The following is a 20706-nucleotide window of genomic DNA, read 5'->3' as shown; positions in this document are numbered from 1 at the left end:
GGACGGGGAGCGCACGACCACCCGCCGCGCTCGCGAAGGGCTCGACAGGGCTTCACAGGGCCCGACTGCGAAGTCGGTGCGCGGAAAGCCGTGGTCCCCCCGCCTCGGGCGGGGGGACCACGGTTTCAGTGCGGTGCGATCGCGGCTATTGCGCCAAATCGTAGGCGTAGTCCGGTGAGAAGGTCCCCGGTGCACCCTTGCAGCCGTCGGACTCGCCCGGCAGTTTCACCCACAGATAGCCGTCGATCCGGGCCTCTCCGGTGGCCAGGGTCGGCGCCTTGCCGAGCGCGCGGCCGGCGGGGTCGCACCATTCGCCGTTGGGCGGTGCGCCGTTCCCGTTGCGGCTGGTGTCAATGACGGCGCCGAGGCTCGCGGGCCCGCCCATCGCGGACAGCACCTGCCGGGTGTAGGCGACCTCCGCACCGGTGGCGTTGAAGTTGGAGACGTTGCTGAAGATTCCGTCCGACGACTCGGCGGACGCGGCGCCCGCCTGCTTCAGGAGCGCCGCGATGGCGCCGGCCGAGTTCCACTCGGAGTGCCCGGCGTCGTAGTAGACCCGGGCGTTGGGGTTGGCCGCCTTCATGACCCGGCCCGCGCGCGCCAACGAGGCGAAGCGGTTCGCCCGGTCACCGTCCGAGAGACAGTCGTCGGCCTGGGCGATCGAGTCCGGCTCGAGTATCACGATCACCTCGCGCGTGCCCAGGCCTGCGGCGAACTTGTCGATCCAGGCGTCGTACGCCCCCAGGTCCGGCGCCCCGCCTTGAGAAGCCCCGCCGCAGTCGCGCCCCGGGATCGTGTACGGGACCACGACCGGAACCCGGCCCTGGTTGGCCGCGGCCGAGGTCACGGCGCGGACCCTGGAGGTGATGTTGTCCGGGGTGTAGTCGGCGAACCAGACGGCGGCCGGCTGGTCCGCTATCCGCGACCTGATGACGGCCGTCCGCGGGTCGTTCGGATTGGACTCGACCCAGTCGACGACCCGGGACTCGGGGTACCGGTAGAGCCCGGCGTACACGGTCCGGGTCGTCGTGGTCCTTTTCTTCTTCGTCTTCGAGGGCGTGGGGCTCGGTTTGGCCGAGGACTTCGAAGGGGAGGGCGAGGCGGAGGTCTTCGACGGCGACGGGGTCGGCACCGCGGGCAGCGGCTCCAGGCTCGGCGACCGGGTCAGCAGCGGACGGGCCTCGTCCGCGCCGTCGTTGTCGTCGAGTGCGGACACCAGCCCCATGGCGGTGCCGACGGCGACCACCACGGAAGCGGCGGCGACCATGGCACCCCGCTGATTGGCGCGTCGGTGCGCGGCCCGGCGTTTGGCCAGGCGCTGGGCACGTTGGCCTGACACCTGAAGTCCCCCCTCCTGTCCACCGGACGTGTCCCCCGTTTCGGGGAAGGGCCCGGCCCGCTGTCACTCGGGCCACCTTAGGCCTGGGACCCTGCCCCCATGGTGCTGTTGGAACAGTCCACGACTCATGTGGACACCGTGGTCTCCCGGATGCGCAGTTTCGCCGAGGAATGGCCGGAAAGGGATGGGCTCGCGGTCTTCAACCGCGTCTACCTCACCGTCACCGAAGAGGTCCGACATCGCCTGGACGCAGGGTACTTCCGGGACGTACGAGCCGCGATGACGCTGGACGTACGGTTCGCGGAGCGCTATCTCGAGGCCGTCGACGCGGTAGCGGAAGGGCGCCGTCCACCGGCCTGCTGGCGGCCGCTCTTCCAGTTTCGCCGCCATCCAGGAGTACGGCCCATGCAGTTCGCGCTGGCGGGCATCAATGCGCACATCGGGCACGACCTGGCGCTGGCCGTCGTAGACACTTGTCGTAGCTTGAACTACGACCCGGTCGAACTGGAAGATGAGTTCGATCGCGTGGGCGAGCTCCTCATCACTCTGGAGGAACGCATCCGCGAAGATCTGATGCCGGGCCCCGACCTGCTCCAGATCGCCGATCCGCTCACGCATCTGCTGGGCGCCTGGAGCCTGGAGCGGGCGCGCGACGGCGCATGGGCGGCGGCACGTGCGCTGTGGGCACTGCGCCGGCTTCCCGAGCTGGCCGAGGATTTCACCGAGCGCCTCGACGCGGCGACGGGACTGGCGAGCCGGATACTGCTCACCCCTCTGCCCGACTGACTCGGAGCGACTCCGGATGTTTCGTCGCCGATGACCTGATCCCGCCAGGCTGGGCGCGGGCCGCGGGGTCCACACGGGCCCGGACGGCCGGGCTCGGACCACCACACCCCGGCTCACCCTGGCCCAAGGCCCGAAGCCGCTCGCCATCACCGGGTTCGGCACCGCGGCCTACCGCGGCGCGGGAGACCGCGGTGGGCGAGTGCTGGAAGTGGTCGAGCACGACCCAGAGACCAAGACCCCCGTACGGCTCAACGGCATATACGAGCGCGACGAGGCCGGCCAGGCCGCATATCTGAGCGAACTGCTGGAGATCTTCGAGACCGAGGGCGTGGACAGCGCATTCGTGTTTCCTGTTCGCCTTGCCCGGCTATCCGCACCGCCCGGACGGCGACCCCAGGGCGACTTGGACCGGGCCGGCCTGGGCATCGTCAAGCTCCTCGAAGGGCGCCGGGGGCAGACCTACCCCGACATGGAATGGGAACCCAAGGCCGCCTCACGGCAGTGGCGCAGCGGTATCGGAGATGACAGGCCCCGCGCACGGTGACCAATGGCTCGGGATCTGCACCGCGGCGCGTGATCCCGAGCAGATGGAAGCGGTATTCGCTCTACCCGCCGCTGACCTCGCCCCGGTCTACCGCCGCCGCGACCTGCGGGCCAACGGAGTGTTGTACCCGCGCGGGTTACTGAAGCCGGGTATTCCGGACAGCTACCGCTAATGTCCGTTCGGATTCTCCCCGAGGGCCGTCCGGGCGAAAACGGGCCAGTACGGACCGGCACGGGCCAGTACGGACCGGCGCCAATACTGGCCAGTACGGGCCAGGCCGAACCGGACCGGCACGGGCCGGCCCGCTCAGTCCTCCGGCAGTTCCACCGGCGCGATCTCGTCGTAGACGTCGCCGGGACCGGGGTTGCCGGGGTCGGTGCTCCCGCCCAGTTGGTGCATGACGCCCCAGACCGCGTTCAGCGCGGTCTGAACGGCGCCCTCGGCCCAGCCGGCCGTCCAGGAGATGTCGTCGCCCGCGAGGAAGATGCCCCGCTTGTCCTCGGGCAGCCGGTCCTGCATGAAGTGCGTGAACAGCCGCCGCTGGTAACGGTAGTGGCCGGGCAGGTTGGCCTTGAACGCGCCCATGAAGTAGGGCTCGTTCTCCCAGGACACGGTCACCGGGTTGCCGATGATGTGCTTCCTGATGTCGACGTTCGGATAGATCTCCGACAGCGACTTCAGCATGACCTCCATCCGCTCGTTCGCGGACAGCGGCAGCCACTTCAGACTGTCGTCGCACCACGTGTACGACAGGCAGATGACGGCGGGCCTGTCCGGGCCGTCGTCGAGGAGGTAGGTTCCGCGCGTCATACGGTCGGTGAGCGTCATCGACATCACGTCGCGGCCGGTGTGCTCGTCCTTGTCCAGCCAGAAGGGCCGGTCCACGGGCACGAAGAGCTTGCTCGACTCCATGTAGTGGGTGCGCTCGATCGCGGTCCAGTGGTCGATCGGGAAGAGCGAGTCGTCACAATCGATCTTCGACAGCAGCATCCAGGACTGGGCCGTGAAGATGGCCGCCCGGTAGGTGCGGATGTCGCCGTTCGCGTCCGTCACCGTGATGCGGTTGCCCGCGGTGCGGTGCAGCCGGGTCACCGCCGGGCGCGGTTCGCCGCCCGGGTGCAGGGCCTTCAGCGAGGTGCCGTACGGCCAGTGCACGATCTTCTCCGGCTCGCGCTCCCACAGTCTGAGGGGGAGCTGCTGGCTGCCGCCGACGATGCCGCGGTGGTGGTCGTCGGCCTCGGTGTAGACGACGCGCAGGATTTCCAGGATCGAGTTGGGGAAGTCGGTGTCCCAGCCGCCGGTGCCGAAGCCGACCTGGCCGAAGATCTCCCGGTGGCGGAAGGACCTGAAGGCCTCGGAGGCGCAGAGGAAGCCGTAGAAGGTCTGGTTGTCGAGCTTCTCCACCAGCCGGGACCAGATCTCCCGGATGCGCGGCACGTCGCGCTCGCGCAGGGCCCGGTTCATGTCGGAGAAGTCGGCGCCCTCCTCCAGGCAGGCGTTCCAGGCGACCGCCACGTCACGGTAGACCTGCGGCAGGTCGTCGATCGTCTCGGCGTAGTGCGACTCGCCCTTGAGGTCGACCACGGTCGACGGCGTCGCCTCCGCGAGCGGGTTGGGGAACGGCCTGGTCTCCAGCCCCACCAGGTCGATGTAGTGCTGCAGCGCCGTGGAGGACGGCGGGAAGCGCATGGCGCCCATCTCGGCGGTGAGCGAGGGGTCGCAGCCGTCGAAGCCGACCGTGCGCAGCCGGCCGCCGATCCGGTCGGCCTCGTAGACGACCGGCTTGAGGCCCATCTTCATCAGCTCGTACGCAGCCACGATCCCGGACAGACCGCCACCGATCACGGCGATCTCGGTGCCGTGCTCGGTCGCCGGAACCTGACCGAGGCCCGCGGGGTGGGCGAGGAAGTCGTCGTACGCGTACGGGAAGTCCGGCCCGAACATGGTGATCGGCGGCAGGTGCGCATCGGTGTGCTGGACGGCGTTGGGCACCGTGGACGTCATGGGGCAGGGGCTCCTTGCGAGAAACTCTTTGAGGGAGGCAGAGGCTTGTCGGCGGCCGTCAGGACAATGCCGAGCGGCCGTCAGGGCGTTGTCGAGCGGCCGTCAGGGCGTTGTCGAGCGATCACCGTCAGAACATTGTCGAGCGACTGTCAGAAGGTTGTTGTTTGAGCGACGGCAGGACGCTGTTGTCGAGCGAACGCCGGGACGTTCGATGCGCGTTGGTCAGATCAGCGAGCCGTACAGGCCCGGACGGCGGTCCCGCAGATACGGGTTCGACTCGCGCGAGGCCGCGAGGAAGGCCGGGTCCGCGTCGGCGAACAGCAGCTCCTCGGCGCGCCCCGCGCGGGCCCGGGCGATGCCGTCGGGACCTGCCAGCGTGGAGAGGCCCACGAAGTCGAACTCCCCTTCCGGGCCGACGCGGTTGACGTACGCGACGTACATCTGGTTCTCGAAGGCGCGCACCGGCACGACGGACTCGGCGACGAACTGGAACGGGTGCATCTGCGCGGTGGGAACGAGGAGGAGATCGGTGCCGGCGAGGGCGTGCGCGCGGACGTTCTCCGGGAACTCCACGTCGTAACAGATCATCAGGCCCACGCACAGGCCGCCCAGTTCCGCCTGGACGACGGGTTGCTCGCCGGGGGTGAAGTGATCGCGCTCGAAGCAGCCGTAGAGGTGTGTCTTGCGGTAGTTGGCGAGGCGGGTGCCGTCCGCGGCGATCAGCTGGGCGGAGTTGAAGACACGCTCCGCCTCGCGCTCGGGATAGCCGTAGGCCAGTGCGATGCCCTGACGTCCCGCGATGTCGGCGATGGCGTCGGCCGAGTCCCCGTCGGCGGGCTCGGCGAGCAACGGCACGTCCGAGCCGATCGCGTACCCGGTCAGGAACATCTCCGGCGCCACCAGCAGCCCGGCGCCGGCGGCCGCGGCACGCCCCGCGGCCTCGTCGAGGACCTTGAGGTTCTCGGCGACCGAGCCGGGGCGGCCGGAGCTCTGGAGCAGGGCGGTGCGCATGCGTGTTCCTCACCGGGGCGGAAGGGGTTGGGGCCAACTAGACGGTAAGGTCGGCGGGCTCAAGGCGACAAGAAGCACCCGTTGCGCACCGCCGAACGAAACGTTGCGTGCACGGTGCCTCCGGCGGCGATTCGTTACGCGCCCCTGCGGACGGAACTCCGTACCCGTCGCCGTCGTCAGATGGGGCGCCGCGCGGGGCCCCGCACGGCGAAGGTGGTGATCACCGCCGCGTGGTCCGAGGGCCAGGCGTTGCCCGCCACGTCCGGCCAGGCCTGCGGGGAGCCGCTGACGAGGGTGCGGGAGCCGAGCACCGTCAGGCCCCGGCCGTTGTGAAGGACGTAGTCGATGCGGTCCTGGGGTTCGGGGCGTCCGCTGCCGTCCTCGTGCTCGGTGTGCACCGGTGACCAGGTGTGGCCCGGCTCCCGTGTCCGGTCGGGGTGGGCCTCCCGGTAGGAGTCGCGCAGCCCCGCCTCCTCGGCCGCCTTCGTCACCGGCCAGGCGACGTCCGGCCAGTCCAGATGCGAAGGGGTGTTGAAGTCGCCGACGAGTACGACGGGCCGGTCGGCGCCGGCCGCCTCGGCGATGCTCCGCAGGGCTTCCCTCATCTGCCCGAGCCGTGCCGCCTCGTGGGCGATCAGCTCGGCGGCAGGGAGTCCGTCGAAGGCGGCTTCGTAGGGCCCGTAGGGCGTGTAGTCGAGGTGGGCCGTCCAGACGTCGACCTCCACCGCCCCGCCGGGCTCCTGCTCGAGCCGGATGCGGGCGCCCGCCGCACCGTAGAAACCGACGTCGGGATCGCCGAGGCCCGCGGTGATCGGATGGCGGCTGATGATGCCGAGGTTCTCCCCGGCCCGGTGGTGGTGCCAGCCGAGGGCCTCGGCGAGTTCCCGGGCCGCGGTGCCGCCGGTCTCCTGGAGGCCGACGACGTCCGCTTCGGCCTCCAGGACGACCTTGACCTGCTTGGCCCGGTGGTCGTCGACCCGGGCGCCGCCGAGCCACAGGTTCCAGGTCATGACGCGTAGTTCGTACCGCGGGGCCGTGTGTCCGACCAGACCGCGCAGTCCTTCCGGCGTGACGCCCTCCAGGCTGGCGAGCACAGTCCGTCCGGGTGCCGCCTCGATCGGCGCGAGCGAGGGCACCGCGAGCACCGTGCAGCCCGCCGCCTCGGCCGAGGAGACTCCCGTGCCGGTGTCCTCGACGGCGACACAGCGGGCGGGATCCACGCCGAGGGCCCGGCAGGCGGCGAGATACGGGTCGGGCGCGGGCTTGGTGCGCTCGGTGTCGTCGGCGGTGACGGAGACCGCGAAGCGCCCGGCGCCGAGGGCGTCCAGCACGGTGTCGGCGACCGTGCGCGGCGAGGCGGTGACCAGGGCCGTCGGCACACCGTCGTGGGCGAGGGCGTCGAGGAGTTCCAGGGCGCCGGGGCGGGGGACGATGCCGGTGCGGACGCGTTCGGCGAACTCCCGGTGCAGTGCGCCGGCGATCGGCGCGTCGGGGCGTCCGGTGACACCGGCCAGCCACCGTGCCGTGTGCTCGACCGCCTGACCGAGGACTTCGGGCTGGTCGGCCGGGGCCAGCGGTCTGCCGAGTGCGGACGCCACCTGTTCCACCGTCTCCCACCAGAGCCGCTCGGTGTCGACGAGCGTGCCGTCCATGTCGAACAGGACGGCCTGGAGCGACTGGTGAGTCACGGTTCTCTCTTTCGTCTTGGGGGGACGTGGCGTGGAGGGGCTTGTGTCGGACAGCGGCTTCGGTGGTTTCAGTTCTTTCGTTCGGCCACCAGTACCGGCCGCTCCGGCAGGCTCACCGTCACCGCGGCTCCCGGCCCGAGCGCGGCGGCCTCGTGCGTGGGCAGGTCGGCCTTGACCTCGGTGCCGTCGCCGAGCCGTACCGTGACGCGGGTCGCCGCGCCGAGGAAGGCCGTTGCCGCGACCCGCCCCGCGCCGCCCTCGTCGGCCCGGACCCGGACCGCCTCGGGCCGCACCAGCACGTCGACCTCCGTGACCGCGGGCGCCTCGCCGTCGACCGGCAGCCGCTGCCCGAGCACCTCCACCGTGTCCCCGCCTTCCGCGGTGAGCTGGCCCCGCACCCGGCTCATCGTGCCGACGAACTCGGCGACGAAGGCGGTGGCGGGGCGGCCGTACAACTCGGCGGGGGCGGCGCACTGCTCGAGCTTCCCGGCGTGCATGACGGCGACCCGGTCCGCCATGGACAGCGCCTCTTCCTGATCGTGCGTCACGAACAGTGTGGTGATGCCCAGTTCCTGCTGAAGGCGGCGGATCTCTTCGCGCAGGGTCAGCCGTACCTTGGCGTCGAGGGCGGAGAGCGGTTCGTCGAGCAGCAGCACGCGCGGGCGCAGGGCGAGGGCGCGGGCGAGCGCGACCCGCTGCTGCTGGCCTCCGGAGAGCTGGTGCGGAAAACTCCCGCCCTTGTCGCCGAGACCGACGAGGTCGAGCAACTCGGCGGCGCGGGCCCGCCGTTCGGTGGTGCGGACCTTGCGCATGCGCAGCCCGAAGGCCACGTTGTCCACGGCGCTGAGGTGCGGGAAGAGGCTGTACGACTGGAAGACCATCCCGGCGTCGCGCCGGTGCGCGGGGACGCGGGTGACGTCCTCGCCGTCGAGCAGCACCTCGCCGGAGTCCGGGTGCTCGAATCCTGCGAGCACCCGGAGGGCGGTGGTCTTGCCGCAGCCGGACGGCCCGAGCAGGGCCAGGAGTTCCCCGGGCCGTACGGTCAGATCGAGTCCGTCGAGGGCGACGGTCGGCCCGAACTCCCGTCGCAGGCCCCGGAATTCGACGGTGGCGGCCTTCTCGGAGACGGCCTTTTCGAGTGTGGTGACGGTCATCTTCATCCCCGGGAAGCGGTACGGGAGCGCCCGCCGACACCGGCGAGCGCGAGGAGGAGTGCCCAGGTGACGAGCAGGCTGAGCACGGAGACGGCGACGGACAGCTGGGCCTGCGAACCGCTGACGTTGACGATCCACACGGCGAACGGCTGGAAGCCCAGCAGCTGCGCCACGGTGAACTCGCCGAGGACCAGCGCCAGGGTGAGGAAGGAGGCGTTGAGCAGCGCGCCCCGCAGATTGGGCAGCACCGCCTGGACCAGCGCCTGCGTCCGGCTCGCCCCGCAACTGCGCGCGGCCTCGACGAGGGTGCGTACGTCGATGGCGCGCAGTCCCGCGTCCAGTGCGCGGTACACGAATGGCAGCGCCATCACCACGTAGGCGAGGACGAGCACCACGGGGAAGTCGGGGTTCTGGATCGCCACGAAGGTCTGGAACAGCGGCGTCCGGGACAGGTGCTCGGGGCCCCACTTCAGGACCGTGCCGATGCCGGCGACGAACGCGATCGGCGGCACGACGAGCGGCAGTGAGCAGACGACCTCCACGACGGGCCGCAGCCGAGGCGCGCCGAGCCTCAGCGCGACCGTGGCGGGCACCATCAGCAACAGCACCACGGCGATGGTCGCGGCGGCGAGCTCCAGTGACAGCAACAGGCTGGAGACGAAGCCCTCGGTGCCGAGGATGCGGGTGTAGGCGTCGAAGGTGACGCCCTGGCCGGGCACGTCGACGGTGAAGACCACCGACGCGGCGAGCGGCACCAGGAAGTACAGTCCGGCGCCGGTGAGGACGGCCCAGCGCCACGGGGCCGGGCGGGCCGGGGTCAGGCGAGCCATCGCGCACTCCGTCGTTGCAGGGGCAGGTACACGGCCATGACGAGGCCCGCCACGAGGACCATGTCGAGGCTGAGCGCGAGCGCCACGTTCTCCTGGCCGACCAGGACGTTGCCGGAGATGGCGTCGGCGATCTGCAGGGTGACCAGCGGAACCGAACTGCCCACCATGGCCGCGGCGGTGGCGTACGCCGCGAACGCGCTGCCGAAGAGCAGTACCAGCCCGCCGAGCAGCGAGGGCGCGAGCACGGGCAGGGCGACGTGCAGCCAGTAACGGAAGGTGGTGGCGCCGTTGTTCTGTGCCGCCTCGCGCCACTGGGCGCGCAGTCCGTCCAGGGCGGGGGTGATGGTGAGGACCATCAGCGGGATGAGGAAGTACAGGTAGACGATCACCAGTCCCCAGAAGCTGTAGAGGTCCCAGCCCTTGTCGGTCAGGCCCAAGTGCCTCGTCAACACTCCGGAGTTGCCGAGTGTGGCGACGAAGGCGAAGGCGAGCGGGACGCCGCCGAAGTTGGCGAGGACTCCGGAGGCGGTGAGCACGGCCTCGCGCAGGGCGCGGAACCGGGAGGTCACCACGGCCTGGGCGAGGGGCAGTCCGAGGACGGCCGCGGTGCCCGCGGAGACGGCGGACAGTTTGACGCTGCCGAGCAGGGCGGTGAGGTAGGCGCCCTGCACGGAGGCGGTCATGTTCCCGGCCGTGTAGGAAGTGGCGCCCGTCGCCTGGTCCTTGACGGTGAAGGCCCCGTTCAGCATGGCGAGGGCGGGGAGCCCGAAGGCCAGCGTCACGAAGGCGAGCAGCGGGACGACGGCGAGCCAGTCGGTCGGGCGGCGCCGCCGCTTCGGGGAAGCGGCGGGCACCTCGTCGGTCCGGGAGAGCGGGGTGCTCGTCTCGAGGGGCGTCATCTCTGGGGGCGTCATCTCGGTGGACGTCATCCGGAGACGGCCTTCCCCCAGCCCTGGGCGAGCACTTCCTTGGCCTTGGCCTGCTGGTCCTCGCTCGGGAACTCGGGGGTTCCGGAGACCTCGGGGAGCTTGGCTGCGGCGGTCTCGTCGAGGTTGCCGGCCTTCTCCATGGCGGTCATCAGGGCCGGGCGGGCGTAGCCCTTGAGCCAGAGGTTCTGGCCCTCTGCGCTGTAGAGGTACTCCTGCCACAGCCGGGCCGCCGCCGGGTGCGGGGCGTCCTTGTTGATGGCCTGGGAGTAGTACTGCGAGAACTTGCCGTCCGACGGGACCGAGACCTTCCAGTCGACGCCCTTGGACTTGAACTCGTCGGCGTACCCGGCGTTGAGGTAATCCCAGTCGATGCTGATGGGGGTCTCGCCCTTCTCGACGGTGGCCGGGGTCGATTCGACGGGCGTGTAGTTGCCGTTCTTCTTGAGCTCGGCGAAGAAGTCCAGGCCGGGCTGGATGTCGTCGAAGGAACCGCCGTTCGCGAGTGCTGCGGCCCACACGCCGCCGAAGGCCGAACCGGACTTGGTGGGGTTGCCGTTGAGGGCGACCTGACCCTTGTACTGCGGCTTCAGCAGATCCGCGAAGGTGCTGGGACAGGTCTTCACGCGCTTCGCGTCGCAGCCGATGGAGATGTAGCCGCCGTAGTCGTTGAACCAGCGGCCCTGCGCGTCCTTCTGCCCCTTCGGTATGTCGTCGAACGCCGCCACCTTGTACGGCGCGAGCAGGCCCTGCTGGGCGGCGGTCAGCGCGAAGGAGCTGCCGAGGTCGAGGACGTCGGGCGCCCGGTCTTGGCCCTTGCGGGAGGTGACGGCGTTGATCTCGTCCTGGCTGGAGCCGTCGGGGTTCTCGACGTCGATCTTGATGTCGTACTTCTTCTCGAACCCGTCGATCAGGGCCCCGTAGTTGGCCCAGTCGCGGGGCAGGGCGATCGCGTTCAGCGTGCCCTCCTTCTTGGCCGCCTTCACCAGGGCGTCCATACCGCCGAAGTCCGCGGCGGAGGTCGCGGTGGCGGCGCTCTTTCCGCCGGCGGTGGTCGACGTGTCGTCGGGGGCGGCGCCGCAGGCGCTGAGGGTGAGTGCGGCGGTGAGGGCGAGGCTGCCGGTGAGGACGGCCGTTCTCGGCAGGGAAACGGTCACGGTCTCTCCAAGGGTGCGCGCGAGGGTTCGCTGAGGCTGGGGAGCAGAGAGCTTGTGCAGAAGTTGTCTGAACAAGTTGGCCCAGTCAACCCCGCTGCCGATATCACCCTGGTAAACACTGGCGAAACCTTGAGCCGTGATTTGGCGGACAATCCGGGGTCATGCGCTCACGGGCGAGCGTCGATTAGGCTGATCGCGCTGTGCACAGCAGCCGACTCAGAGGGGAAGCATGGCGGCGCGACACGAGGAGATCGCGGACGAACTGCGGCGCGCGATCGACCGCGAGGAGTACGCGGTGGGCGGTTTGCTGCCCGCGGAGACCGAACTCGCGGCCCGCTACGGCGTGTCGCGCGGCACGGTCCGCCAGGCCTTCGCGAGCCTCACCGCCGAAGGGCTCATCGGCTCCCGGCAGGGCGCCCGCCGGGTGGTCCTGGCCAGCCGGCGCAGCCAGAGCTTCACAGAACTGCGCAGCTTCGCCCAGTGGGCCGGCGCGATGGGGCGCGAGGCGACGGGGCACGTGGTGGCGCAGGGGTACCGGCCGGCGACCTCCGAGGACGAGGCGCGCCTCCAACTGGAGGTGGGCACTCCGGTGCTGCACGTGCTTCGGGTGCGGGGGCTGGACGGGGAGCCGGTGCTGCTGGAGCGCACGGTGTACGCGGACTGGATCTCCCCCGCGGTCGAGGCGATCGAGCCCGACTGCCCGTCGGTCACCCAGCGGCTCTACGACGACACGGGGCTGGTCTTCGCCTACGGCGAGCACGTCATCGACGCGGTGGCTGCGGGCGCGCAGGACGCCGAACTGCTCGGCGTACGCCGCACCAGCCCGCTGCTGCGGGTGCGGCGGGTCACCACGACGCCGGAGGGGCGTCCGGTGGAGTGGTCGGACGACCGGTACCGGTCCGACGCGGTGAGCTTCAGCGTGCACAACTCGGTGGGGAACAACGCGTTGGCGCGTGCGCTGCGCTGAACCGAGGGGAGGGTGAGTGCGTGGTCGAGCACCTGAGGACGGCTCGCGGCCGTCATGGCCCAGCGCCGCAGTTCCCCGCGCCCCCAGTAGGGATCCCTACCGAGGCAGTAGGGATCCCTACCGAGGCGCCCCGGACGAGTACCTCCGCAGTAGCGGCGACAGCACCAGCACCGACTTGGTCCGTTCCACGAACGGCTCTCCGGCGATGCGTTCCAGGACCCGCTCGAAGTGGCGCATGTCGGAGGCGAACACCTGGACCATCGCGTCCGCCTCACCGGTGACGGTGGAGGCGGACGCGATCTCCTGGTAGCGCTCCAGGCCTCGCTGGATGGTCTCCGGGGAGGTGTTGCGCCGGCAGTAGATCTCGACGAACCCCTCGGTCTCCCAGCCGAGCGCGGCCGGGTCCACGCGGACCGTGAAGCCGGTGATGGCCCCGGTGGCGCGCAGCCGGTCCACACGGCGTTTCACTGCCGGCGCCGACAGGCCGACGAGTTGGCCGATGTCGGCGTAGGAGCGGCGGGCGTCCTCGGCGAGGGCGTGCACGATGCGTTCGTCGAGATCGTTCAGCACTGCGGGTGGTTCACTTCTCTGGAGTCGCGAGTCGGGACCGGCGGTAGCCGTAACTGAAGTAGAACACGAGCCCCGCGGCCATCCAGACCCCGAAGACGGCCCATGTGACGGCGGACAGACTGCCCATCATCCAGACGCAGAAACCGAATCCGAGCACCGGCAGCAGCGGGGACAGCGGCACCCGGAAGGTGCGCGGCATCTCGGGCCGGGTCCGGCGCAGTACCACCACGGCGATGTTGACCAGCGCGAAGGCGAAGAGGGTGCCGATGCTGGTGGCGTCGGCGAGCTGCCCGAGCGGGATCGCCGCGGCGAGCACCGCGCAGAAGACGGACACGATGAGCGTGTTGGCACGCGGCGTACCGGTCCTCGGGTTGACGCGGGCGAAGACCTGCGGGACGAGGCCGTCGCGGGCCATGGCGAAGAGGATGCGGGTCTGTCCGTACAGGACGGTCAGGACGACGCTCGCGATGGCGACGACCGCGCAGGCGGCGAGCAGGGTGCCCCAGAAGGTCTGCCCGGTCACGTCACGCATGATCCCGGCGAGCGCGGCCTCGGAGTCGCTGAACCGCTGCCAGGGCCGGGCACCGACGGCGACGGCCGCGACGAGGACGTACAGCACGGTCACGACGACCAGTGACAGCATGATGGCGCGCGGCAGGTCGCGCTGGGCGTTCTTCGCCTCCTCGCCGGCGGTGGAGGCCGCGTCGAAACCGATGTACGAGAAGAAGAGCGTGGCGCCGGCCGCGCTGACGCCCGCCATGCCGAGCGGCATGAACTCCTCGTAGTTGCCGGAGCGGAAGCCCTGGAAGCCGATCGCGCAGAACAGGAGAAGGGCGACGATCTTCACGATCACCATCACGGTGTTGGCGCGCGCTGACTCCTTCGCGCCGCCCAGCAGGAAGACCATCGCGAGCAGGACGACGATCAGCGCGGGCAGGTTGAAGACACCGCCGTCGCCGGGCGGCGCGGACAGGGCGGCGGGAATGGTGACGCCGACGGTTCCGTCGAGGAGTTCGTTGAGGTACTCGCCCCAGCCGACCGCGACGGCGGCCACCGAGACCCCGTACTCCAGGACCAGGCACCAGCCACAGATCCAGGCGACCAACTCACCCATCGTTGCGTACGCATACGAGTACGAGGAGCCGGATACCGGGATGGTGCCCGAGAGTTCGGCGTAGGAGAGGGCCGAGAACAGGGCGGTGAGGCCGGCGATCACGAAGGAGAGGGTGACGGCGGGCCCGGCCTTGGGGACGGCCTCACCGAGGACGACGAAGATGCCCGTGCCCAGGGTGGCGCCGATGCTGATCATCGTCAGCTGCCAGAGCCCGAGGGAGCGCCGCAGCGACCCTCCCTCGCCCTGGCCACCCTCCGCGACCAGGCGTTCCACCGGCTTGCGGCGCATCAGGCCGGTGCCGGTGGACGGGGGTGGGTCGGGGTGGTACTGCGCGGATGCGCCTGGTGCGCCGCGGTCGAGCACGCGTGTGGCTCCTTGTTCACTGCCGGTCGGTGCGGCGGGCCCGACGGCAGCCCGGACTCAGGGGACCACCGAGCAGGGGGTCCCCGCCACGCTACGTACAGCGCAAAACCCTACGGGCCCGGGTTGGCGACCGTAATGCAGCAACCTTGCGCGCTCTCGCAAGATCATTGCGTTGATCGGGTACTCGCGAGGGTTCGTTGCGCGGACGCTGTGGAGCGTTGCACAGACCGGGCGTACGGCGCTTTCGGGACGCCCCCGGGCTTCGGGACCAGTCCCCCACCAGGACTCGCGGACAGTCCGTCAGTTCCAGCTGGCGTGCAGCGGCTTGCCCTCCGCGTAACCCGCCGCGCTCTGGATCCCCACGATCGCCTTCTCCGCGAACTCCTCCAGGGAGGCGGCGCCCGCATAGGTGCAGGAGGAGCGGACGCCCGCGATGATCGAGTCGATCAGGTCCTCGACGCCCGGGCGGGCGGGGTCCAGATACATCCGCGACGTGGAGATGCCCTCCTCGAACAGCGCCTTGCGGGCGCGGTCGTAGGCCGACTCCTCCGAGGTGCGGTTGCGCACCGCGCGCGCGGAGGCCATGCCGAAGGACTCCTTGTAGAGGCGTCCGTCCGCGTCCTGCTGGAGGTCGCCCGGGGACTCGTAGGTACCCGCGAACCAGGACCCGACCATGACGTTGGACGCTCCCGCGGCGAGCGCCATCGCGACGTCGCGCGGGTGCCGCACACCGCCGTCGGCCCAGACGTGCTTGCCGAGCCTGCGTGCCTCGGCCGCGCACTCCAGGACCGCGGAGAACTGCGGCCTGCCGACGCCGGTCATCATGCGCGTGGTGCACATGGCGCCGGGCCCCACGCCAACCTTGACGATGTCGGCGCCGGCCGCGATCAGGTCCCGTACCCCTTCGGCGGCGACGACGTTGCCCGCGACGACCGGCACCTGCGGATCGAGGCCGCGGACGGCCTTCAGGGCGGCGAGCATCGACTCCTGGTGGCCGTGGGCGGTGTCCACCACGAGCGTGTCGACGCCCGCAGCGAGGAGTTGCTTGGCCTTGCCCGCGACATCGCCGTTGATCCCGACGGCGGCGGCGACGCGCAGCCTGCCCTGGGCGTCCACGGCCGGCGTGTAGAGCGTGGCGCGCAGCGCGCCCTTGCGGGTCAGGATGCCCGCGAGCCTGCCGTCCCGGTCGACGGCTGGGGCGTAGCGGCGGTTGGCGGCGTCGAGCTTGTGGAAGGCCTCGCGGGGCTCGATCTCCGCGTCGATCAGCAGCAGGTCACGTGACATCACCTCGGACAGCTGGGTGAAGCGGTCGACTCCGGAGAGGTCCCGGTCGGTGACGACGCCGACCGGCCGGTGCCCGTCGTCCACCACGACGCCCGCGTTGTGCGCCCGCTTCGGCAGCAGCGAGAGGGCGTCGGCGACGGTCTGGTGCGGGCCGAGGACGATCGGGGTGTCCAGCACCAGGTGGCGGCTCTTCACCCAGGAGATGACCTCGGTGACCACGTCGATCGGGATGTCCTGCGGGATGACCACGAGTCCGCCGCGGCGGGAGACGGTCTCGGCCATGCGGCGGCCGGCGATCGCGGTCATGTTGGCGACGACGAGCGGGATCGTGGTGCCGGTGAGATCCGGCGAGGCCAGGTCCACACCCTGCCGGGAGCCGACCGCGCTGCGGCTCGGGACCATGAAGACGTCGTCGTACGTCAGGTCGTACGGGGGCTGGATGCCATTGAGGAAACGCACGTGCTGCACATCCCAGTGGTTCGTCAGGCGGCCCCCGGACAGGTCAGCCAGGGGGAAGAGCACGTACTTCATTGTCCCATGTCAGGGGCGTACCACTGCTCGGCCGATCATCCAGGCAGGTCGGAGCGGCCCTCGGCGGATCCTCCAAAGGCCGGTGCCAGGCCCGGCACCGGCGGAGGCCGTCAGGGGGTCAGGGGCCGTCCGGATCCTGACGGCCCAGGGCCGAACGCGGCGCCGGGCCGGCGGACATCAGGTAGTCCGCCGCCGATGTGTCGGTGACCAGGCTGGTGACCAGCCCGGAGCGGAGCACCGCGTCGATGGCCGCGGCCTTGCGGCTACCGCCCGCGATCGCGACGACCTCCGGGATGCGCCGCAGCTGGTCCGCCTTGACCGTGATGCACCGCTCCCCCAGATCACGGCCGACCCTGCGGCCCTCCGCGTCGAAGAGGTGCGCCGACATCTCGGCGGCCACGCCCAGCGACGAGTAGTGCGCCCGCTCCTCGTCCGTCAGCATGTCGTGCACCGTGGAGATGCCCGCCTCCCAGGAGCCGATGGAGACGCAGGCCACCGTGACCTTGTCGAAGTACTCGAAGGCGCGGGCGATCCCGGTCTGGTGGCGCAGCGCGGCGGCGGTGGCGGCGTCGGGCAGCAGCATCGGCGCGTAGATGGGGTGGGCGTCGCCGCCCGACACCTGTGCGGCGCGCCGCACCGCCTCCACCGATCCGCGTTCGGCGGTCCCGGCGTCGTACACACCCGTCAACTGCACCACCGTGCACGGTGGCAGCCGGTCCAGGGCCGCCGCCATGTGGATGGTGGACCGGCCCCAAGCCAGCCCAAGGACATCCCCCTCGGTCACCAGTTCGCCAAGCAAGTCCGCCGCGACCTCACCGAGGTTCTCGGGATCGGGCGACTCCTCGGCAGCCTCCGCCGGGGACTCCACGACCACGGCGTGCCTGAGGCCGTAACGGGCGCGCAGCGCGTCGGAGCGCTCGGCGTCCAGTTCGGCCGGCACTCGGATCTCGATGCGTACGAGATCACGTTCGAGGGCGGTCTCCAGGACCCGGGCCACCTTGAAGCGGCTGACGCCGAACTCCTCCGCGATCTGGATCTTGGACTTGCCCTCGAGGTAGAAGCGACGGGCCATGGCCGCCGCCTGCACCAGCTCAGCGGGTCCCATCCGCATGGCTGACCGGCCCGCCGACATACCCGACACGGCCATCTCCTCACTGCTGTTCACACTCTGGATACGCCGTTCATCCTCGCAGATTCGGCGTACTTGATCAGCCCGGATGGGCGCCGTTCACGTTCCCTTGGCCCTGCGGTCGCCGAAAAGGCCGTGCTCACCGGTCGGAAGACCGGTCCGCGGCGGTTCTGCTCAGTGGCCGCAGAACCAGGTCGCGGCCTTCGTCGCGGTCTCCGCGCGGGAACGCAGCGCGCGTACCGCCTCGGCCGGATCGTCGGCCCCGTACACCGCGGATCCCGCGACGAAGACGTCCGCGCCGGCCTCCGCGCAGCGTTCGATGGTGGCGGCCGAGACACCGCCGTCGACCTGGAGCCACAGTTCGAGGCCGTGCTTGCTGATCAACTCGCGGCTGCGGCGGATCTTCGGGAGCATGATGTCGAGAAAGGCCTGTCCCCCGAAGCCCGGCTCGACGGTCATGATCAGCAACATGTCGAGCTCGGGGAGCAGGTCCTCGTACGGCTCGATCGGTGTCGCGGGCTTCAGCGCCATCGAGGCACGGGCGCCCTTCGCCCGGATCTCGCGCGCGAGACGCACGGGTGCGGCGGCGGCCTCCACATGGAAGGTGACAGAACCCGCACCCGCTTCGACGTACTGGGGGGCCCACCGATCGGGGTCCTCGATCATCAGATGGCAGTCCAGCGCAGTGTCCGTCGCCCGCGCCAGCGACTCCACGACCGGCACACCGAGCGTGAGGTTCGGGACGAAATGGTTGTCCATCACATCGACATGGAGCCAGTCGGCCCCTTCGACCGCCCTCGCCTCTTCGGCGAGACGGGCGAAGTCGGCGGACAGGATGCTGGGGTTGATCTGCACGGCCATGCCCCAAGCCTGCCATGCCCGGCACCGGTCGCCTTCGCCGGTCCCGGACCGACGGCCACCCCCGGACCACGGGCGGGCTCCGTTCCGCGGCCGGACACCGGACCCGCACCCAGGACGAATACGGACGGCACCGCGCAACCCGTCACGAACCCTCCCGTGTCGCCGCGGTCCGTGCCATGCTGGACGACCGAGCATGTCGACCGTCTCCATGTACGGCTACGGGAAACGCCATGACGGACGTACGCGGGCACCACCACCAACACCAGCACCATGTGCGGCAGGGAATCTTCGGTTTCGTGTGCGGGCGGCGCACCAAGTGGGTCGTCGTCGTCCTGTGGCTGGTGCTCCTCGTGTTCCTGGCCCCCCTGGCCGGCAAGCTCACCGACGCGCAGGACAACGACGCCCAGTCCTGGCTGCCCGGCTCCGCCGAGTCCACCCAGGTCCTCGACATCTCCACCGACTTCCGCCCGGAGACGATCCCGGCCGTCGTCATCTACGCGCGCGAGGGCGGGCTGACCGCGCAGGACCGGCGCCAGATCGCCGATGACACCCGGGAGATCCGGGCGCTGAGCGACCACGGGATCCGCGGCGACGAGACCCGGGGGCCCGTCTACAACCAGCAGCCCGCCCCCGAGGCCGCCATCATCTACGTGCCGATCACGATGGACGAGAAGGGCTGGGAGCGGATCGCGCCCGCCGTCGACTCCATCCGGGACCGCAGCGGCGAGGGCGGAGACGGGCTCGCGGTGCACATCACCGGGCCCGGTGGCACCTCCGCCGACTTCTCCGAGGCGTTCGAGGGCATCGACTCCACGCTGCTGTTCGCGGCGATGGCCGTCGTGATCGTGATGCTGCTCCTGACCTACCGCAGTCCGACCCTGCTGCTGGTGCCGGTGCTGCCAGTGGTGGCCGCGCTGTTCATCGCCCAAGCGCTGATCTATCTGCTTGCGGAGCATGCCGGGCTCACGGTGAACGGGCAGAGCGCGGGCATCCTCACCGTCCTCGTCTTCGGCGCGGGCACCGACTACGCGCTGCTGCTCGTCGCCCGCTACCGGGAGGAGCTGCGCCGCCACCAGAGCCGGCACGAGGCGATGTCGCTCGCCATGAACCGGGCGGGCCCCGCGGTCCTGGCCTCCGGCGCCACCGTGGTGCTGAGCATGCTGGTCCTGCTCGTCGCCGAGATGAACTCCACCAGCAGCCTCGGCCCCGTCGCCGCGATCGGCGTGGCCGTCGCGCTGCTCGCCATGATGACGCTGTTCCCGGCCCTGCTGCTGATCTTCGGGCGCTGGATCTTCTGGCCGGTGATCCCGCGCTACGGCACGGAGGACCCCACCGAACGGGGTGTGTGGGCGCGGACGGGCCACAGGATCGCCCGCCGCCCGCGGGTCACCTGGGTCTCCACCGCGCTGGCCCTGGCTGTGCTCTCCCTCGGTCTGATCCAGCTCCGCGCGGAGGGCATCAGCAACGCGGACGCGTTCACCGGCAAACCCGACTCGATCACCGGGCAGGAGGTCTCCGAACGGTACTTCCCGGCGGGCGCGGGCGACCCGCTCGTCGTGGTGGCCGAAGAGGACGAGGGCGCGCGGGTAAAGGCCGCGGTCGCCGACACACGCGGAGTCGTGCCACAAAGCATCAACGTGCCGCCCGGGACGAAACCGTCGTTCGAGGGGAAGATCCTGTTCGAGGCGACCATGACGGATCCGGCCGACAGCGAGGCCGCGAAACAGACGGTCGAACGGGTACGGGACCGGGTCCATGCCATCCCCGACGCGGATGCCCAGGTGGGTGGCGGCACAGCGGCCCTGCTCGACATGGACCGGGCGACGACGCACGACAACGTGGTGATCATCCCCGCGGTGCTGGTGGTCGTCCTGCTGATCCTGGCGGTCCTGCTGCGCGCCCTGTTGGCACCCCTCCTGCTCATCGGCACGGTGGTCTTGTCCTTCACGGCGGCGCTCGGGGCGAGCGCGCTCGCCTTCCGCCACATCTTCGACTACGCGGGCGAGACCACCGACTTCCCGCTCTTCGTCTTCGTGTTCCTGGTGGCGCTGGGCATCGACTACAACATCTTCCTGACCACCCGTATCCGCGAGGAGGCAGAACGCCAGGGAACACGTCGAGGTGTGGTCACCGGCCTCACCGCCACCGGCGCGGTGATCACCTCGGCCGGCCTGGTCCTGGCCGGCACCTTCGCCGCGCTGGGCACGCTCCCGATGGTCGCCTTCGCGGAGATCGGCTTCGCGGTGGCCCTGGGCGTCCTCCTGGACACCTTCATCGTCCGCTCCGTCCTGGTGACGGCGCTGTTCCTGGACGTGGGCCCGAAGGTGTGGTGGCCGCATCGACTGGCCCGCGAGAGCGCGGCCCTGGAAAAGGCGCCGGAACCGGCGGCGCAACGACGGTGACCGGGGGCTGGTGACGGGGGCTACCCTCCGGCGGACGGCACGGGCC

The 20706-nt window shown here is 70.5% G+C and carries 16 protein-coding genes and 1 pseudogene; 4 read left to right on the top strand and 13 right to left on the bottom strand.

Annotated features, from left to right (window positions below; genetic code table 11):
- Positions 1 to 145 precede the first annotated feature (145 nt).
- Positions 146 to 1267 (bottom strand): glycoside hydrolase family 6 protein, encoded by a 1122-nt coding sequence (locus EF387_RS22725; protein ID WP_128378586.1) that lies wholly within the window; start codon positions 1265 to 1267, stop codon positions 146 to 148.
- Between the two features lie 171 nt (positions 1268 to 1438).
- On the opposite strand from EF387_RS22725, the gene EF387_RS22720 reads away from it, so the two are divergent.
- Positions 1439 to 2125 carry a DUF5995 family protein gene (locus EF387_RS22720; RefSeq protein WP_128378431.1) on the top strand — a complete coding sequence of 229 codons (687 nt, stop codon included), beginning with the start codon at positions 1439 to 1441 and terminating at the stop codon, positions 2123 to 2125.
- Positions 2126 to 2240: 115 nt separating this feature from the next.
- A pseudogene (locus tag EF387_RS22715) lies at positions 2241 to 2650 on the top strand (hypothetical protein); the annotation flags it as partial.
- Between the two features lie 325 nt (positions 2651 to 2975).
- Here EF387_RS22715 and EF387_RS22710 read toward each other — a convergent pair.
- The 7 genes from EF387_RS22710 to EF387_RS22680 all read right to left on the bottom strand — a co-directional run bounded on the left by EF387_RS22710 (position 2976) and on the right by EF387_RS22680 (position 11439).
- A complete protein-coding gene (locus EF387_RS22710; protein ID WP_128378430.1) occupies positions 2976 to 4673 on the bottom strand; it encodes a flavin monoamine oxidase family protein in 1698 nt (565 codons plus the stop codon).
- A gap of 222 nt (positions 4674 to 4895) precedes the next feature.
- Complete coding sequence (locus EF387_RS22705; protein ID WP_128378429.1) at positions 4896 to 5684, bottom strand: carbon-nitrogen hydrolase family protein; 789 nt, start codon at positions 5682 to 5684, stop codon at positions 4896 to 4898.
- 176 nt (positions 5685 to 5860) lie between these two features.
- Complete coding sequence (locus EF387_RS22700; protein WP_202918346.1) at positions 5861 to 7372, bottom strand: HAD-IA family hydrolase; 1512 nt, start codon at positions 7370 to 7372, stop codon at positions 5861 to 5863.
- Positions 7373 to 7440: 68 nt separating this feature from the next.
- Positions 7441 to 8526 (bottom strand): ABC transporter ATP-binding protein, encoded by a 1086-nt coding sequence (locus EF387_RS22695; protein WP_128378428.1) that lies wholly within the window; start codon positions 8524 to 8526, stop codon positions 7441 to 7443.
- Positions 8527 to 8528: 2 nt separating this feature from the next.
- Positions 8529 to 9356 (bottom strand): ABC transporter permease, encoded by an 828-nt coding sequence (locus tag EF387_RS22690; RefSeq protein WP_128378427.1) that lies wholly within the window; start codon positions 9354 to 9356, stop codon positions 8529 to 8531.
- The gene (locus tag EF387_RS22685) at positions 9344 to 10255 is read right to left on the bottom strand and encodes an ABC transporter permease (protein ID WP_128378584.1); all 912 of its coding nucleotides are present in this window, start codon (positions 10253 to 10255) and stop codon (positions 9344 to 9346) included. The genes EF387_RS22690 and EF387_RS22685 overlap by 13 nt, the downstream gene beginning before the upstream one ends.
- 26 nt (positions 10256 to 10281) lie before the next feature.
- Positions 10282 to 11439, bottom strand: coding sequence for an ABC transporter substrate-binding protein (locus tag EF387_RS22680; RefSeq protein WP_128378426.1), 1158 nt, complete (start codon positions 11437 to 11439; stop codon positions 10282 to 10284).
- Between the two features lie 229 nt (positions 11440 to 11668).
- Between EF387_RS22680 and EF387_RS22675 the strand changes: the two genes are divergently transcribed.
- Positions 11669 to 12406 carry a GntR family transcriptional regulator gene (locus EF387_RS22675; protein WP_128378425.1) on the top strand — a complete coding sequence of 246 codons (738 nt, stop codon included), beginning with the start codon at positions 11669 to 11671 and terminating at the stop codon, positions 12404 to 12406.
- A 117-nt stretch (positions 12407 to 12523) separates the two neighbouring features.
- On the opposite strand, the gene EF387_RS22670 is transcribed toward EF387_RS22675, so the two are convergent.
- From EF387_RS22670 to rpe, 5 genes are all read right to left on the bottom strand, one after another.
- Entirely contained in the window at positions 12524 to 12976 is a 453-nt protein-coding gene (locus EF387_RS22670) for an Lrp/AsnC family transcriptional regulator (RefSeq protein ID WP_128378424.1), read from the bottom strand.
- Positions 12977 to 12986: 10 nt separating this feature from the next.
- The gene (locus EF387_RS22665) at positions 12987 to 14453 is read right to left on the bottom strand and encodes an amino acid permease (protein ID WP_128378423.1); all 1467 of its coding nucleotides are present in this window, start codon (positions 14451 to 14453) and stop codon (positions 12987 to 12989) included.
- Positions 14454 to 14753: 300 nt separating this feature from the next.
- Positions 14754 to 16196 carry a GuaB1 family IMP dehydrogenase-related protein gene (locus EF387_RS22660; RefSeq protein WP_162467194.1) on the bottom strand — a complete coding sequence of 481 codons (1443 nt, stop codon included), beginning with the start codon at positions 16194 to 16196 and terminating at the stop codon, positions 14754 to 14756.
- A gap of 190 nt (positions 16197 to 16386) precedes the next feature.
- A complete protein-coding gene (locus tag EF387_RS22655) occupies positions 16387 to 17433 on the bottom strand; it encodes a sugar-binding transcriptional regulator (RefSeq protein ID WP_128378422.1) in 1047 nt (348 codons plus the stop codon).
- A gap of 138 nt (positions 17434 to 17571) precedes the next feature.
- Positions 17572 to 18258 (bottom strand): ribulose-phosphate 3-epimerase, encoded by a 687-nt coding sequence (gene rpe / locus EF387_RS22650; protein WP_128378421.1) that lies wholly within the window; start codon positions 18256 to 18258, stop codon positions 17572 to 17574.
- A 230-nt stretch (positions 18259 to 18488) separates the two neighbouring features.
- On the opposite strand from rpe, the gene EF387_RS22645 reads away from it, so the two are divergent.
- Complete coding sequence (locus EF387_RS22645) at positions 18489 to 20660, top strand: MMPL family transporter (protein ID WP_128378420.1); 2172 nt, start codon at positions 18489 to 18491, stop codon at positions 20658 to 20660.
- The last annotated feature ends 46 nt before the right edge of the window (positions 20661 to 20706 follow it).

Source organism: Streptomyces cavernae (assembly GCF_004023625.1).
GTDB lineage: Bacteria > Actinomycetota > Actinomycetes > Streptomycetales > Streptomycetaceae > Streptomyces > Streptomyces cavernae.
The sequence above is the reverse complement of the archived record's forward strand: the minus strand, read 5'-3'. Positions and strand labels throughout refer to the sequence as shown.

Excerpts from the sequence above, each read along its gene's own strand:
- EF387_RS22725 (WP_128378586.1), bottom strand. The coding sequence starts at position 1,267 with ATGGTCGCCGCCGCTTCCGTGGTGGTCGCCGTCGGCACCGCCATGGGG.
- EF387_RS22720 (WP_128378431.1), top strand. The coding sequence starts at position 1,439 with ATGGTGCTGTTGGAACAGTCCACGACTCATGTGGACACCGTGGTCTCC.
- EF387_RS22710 (WP_128378430.1), bottom strand. The coding sequence starts at position 4,673 with ATGACGTCCACGGTGCCCAACGCCGTCCAGCACACCGATGCGCACCTG.
- EF387_RS22705 (WP_128378429.1), bottom strand. The coding sequence starts at position 5,684 with ATGCGCACCGCCCTGCTCCAGAGCTCCGGCCGCCCCGGCTCGGTCGCC.
- EF387_RS22695 (WP_128378428.1), bottom strand. The coding sequence starts at position 8,526 with ATGACCGTCACCACACTCGAAAAGGCCGTCTCCGAGAAGGCCGCCACC.
- EF387_RS22690 (WP_128378427.1), bottom strand. The coding sequence starts at position 9,356 with ATGGCTCGCCTGACCCCGGCCCGCCCGGCCCCGTGGCGCTGGGCCGTC.
- EF387_RS22685 (WP_128378584.1), bottom strand. The coding sequence starts at position 10,255 with ATGACGCCCCTCGAGACGAGCACCCCGCTCTCCCGGACCGACGAGGTG.
- EF387_RS22675 (WP_128378425.1), top strand. The coding sequence starts at position 11,669 with ATGGCGGCGCGACACGAGGAGATCGCGGACGAACTGCGGCGCGCGATC.
- rpe (WP_128378421.1), bottom strand. The coding sequence starts at position 18,258 with ATGGCCGTGCAGATCAACCCCAGCATCCTGTCCGCCGACTTCGCCCGT.
- EF387_RS22645 (WP_128378420.1), top strand. The coding sequence starts at position 18,489 with ATGACGGACGTACGCGGGCACCACCACCAACACCAGCACCATGTGCGG.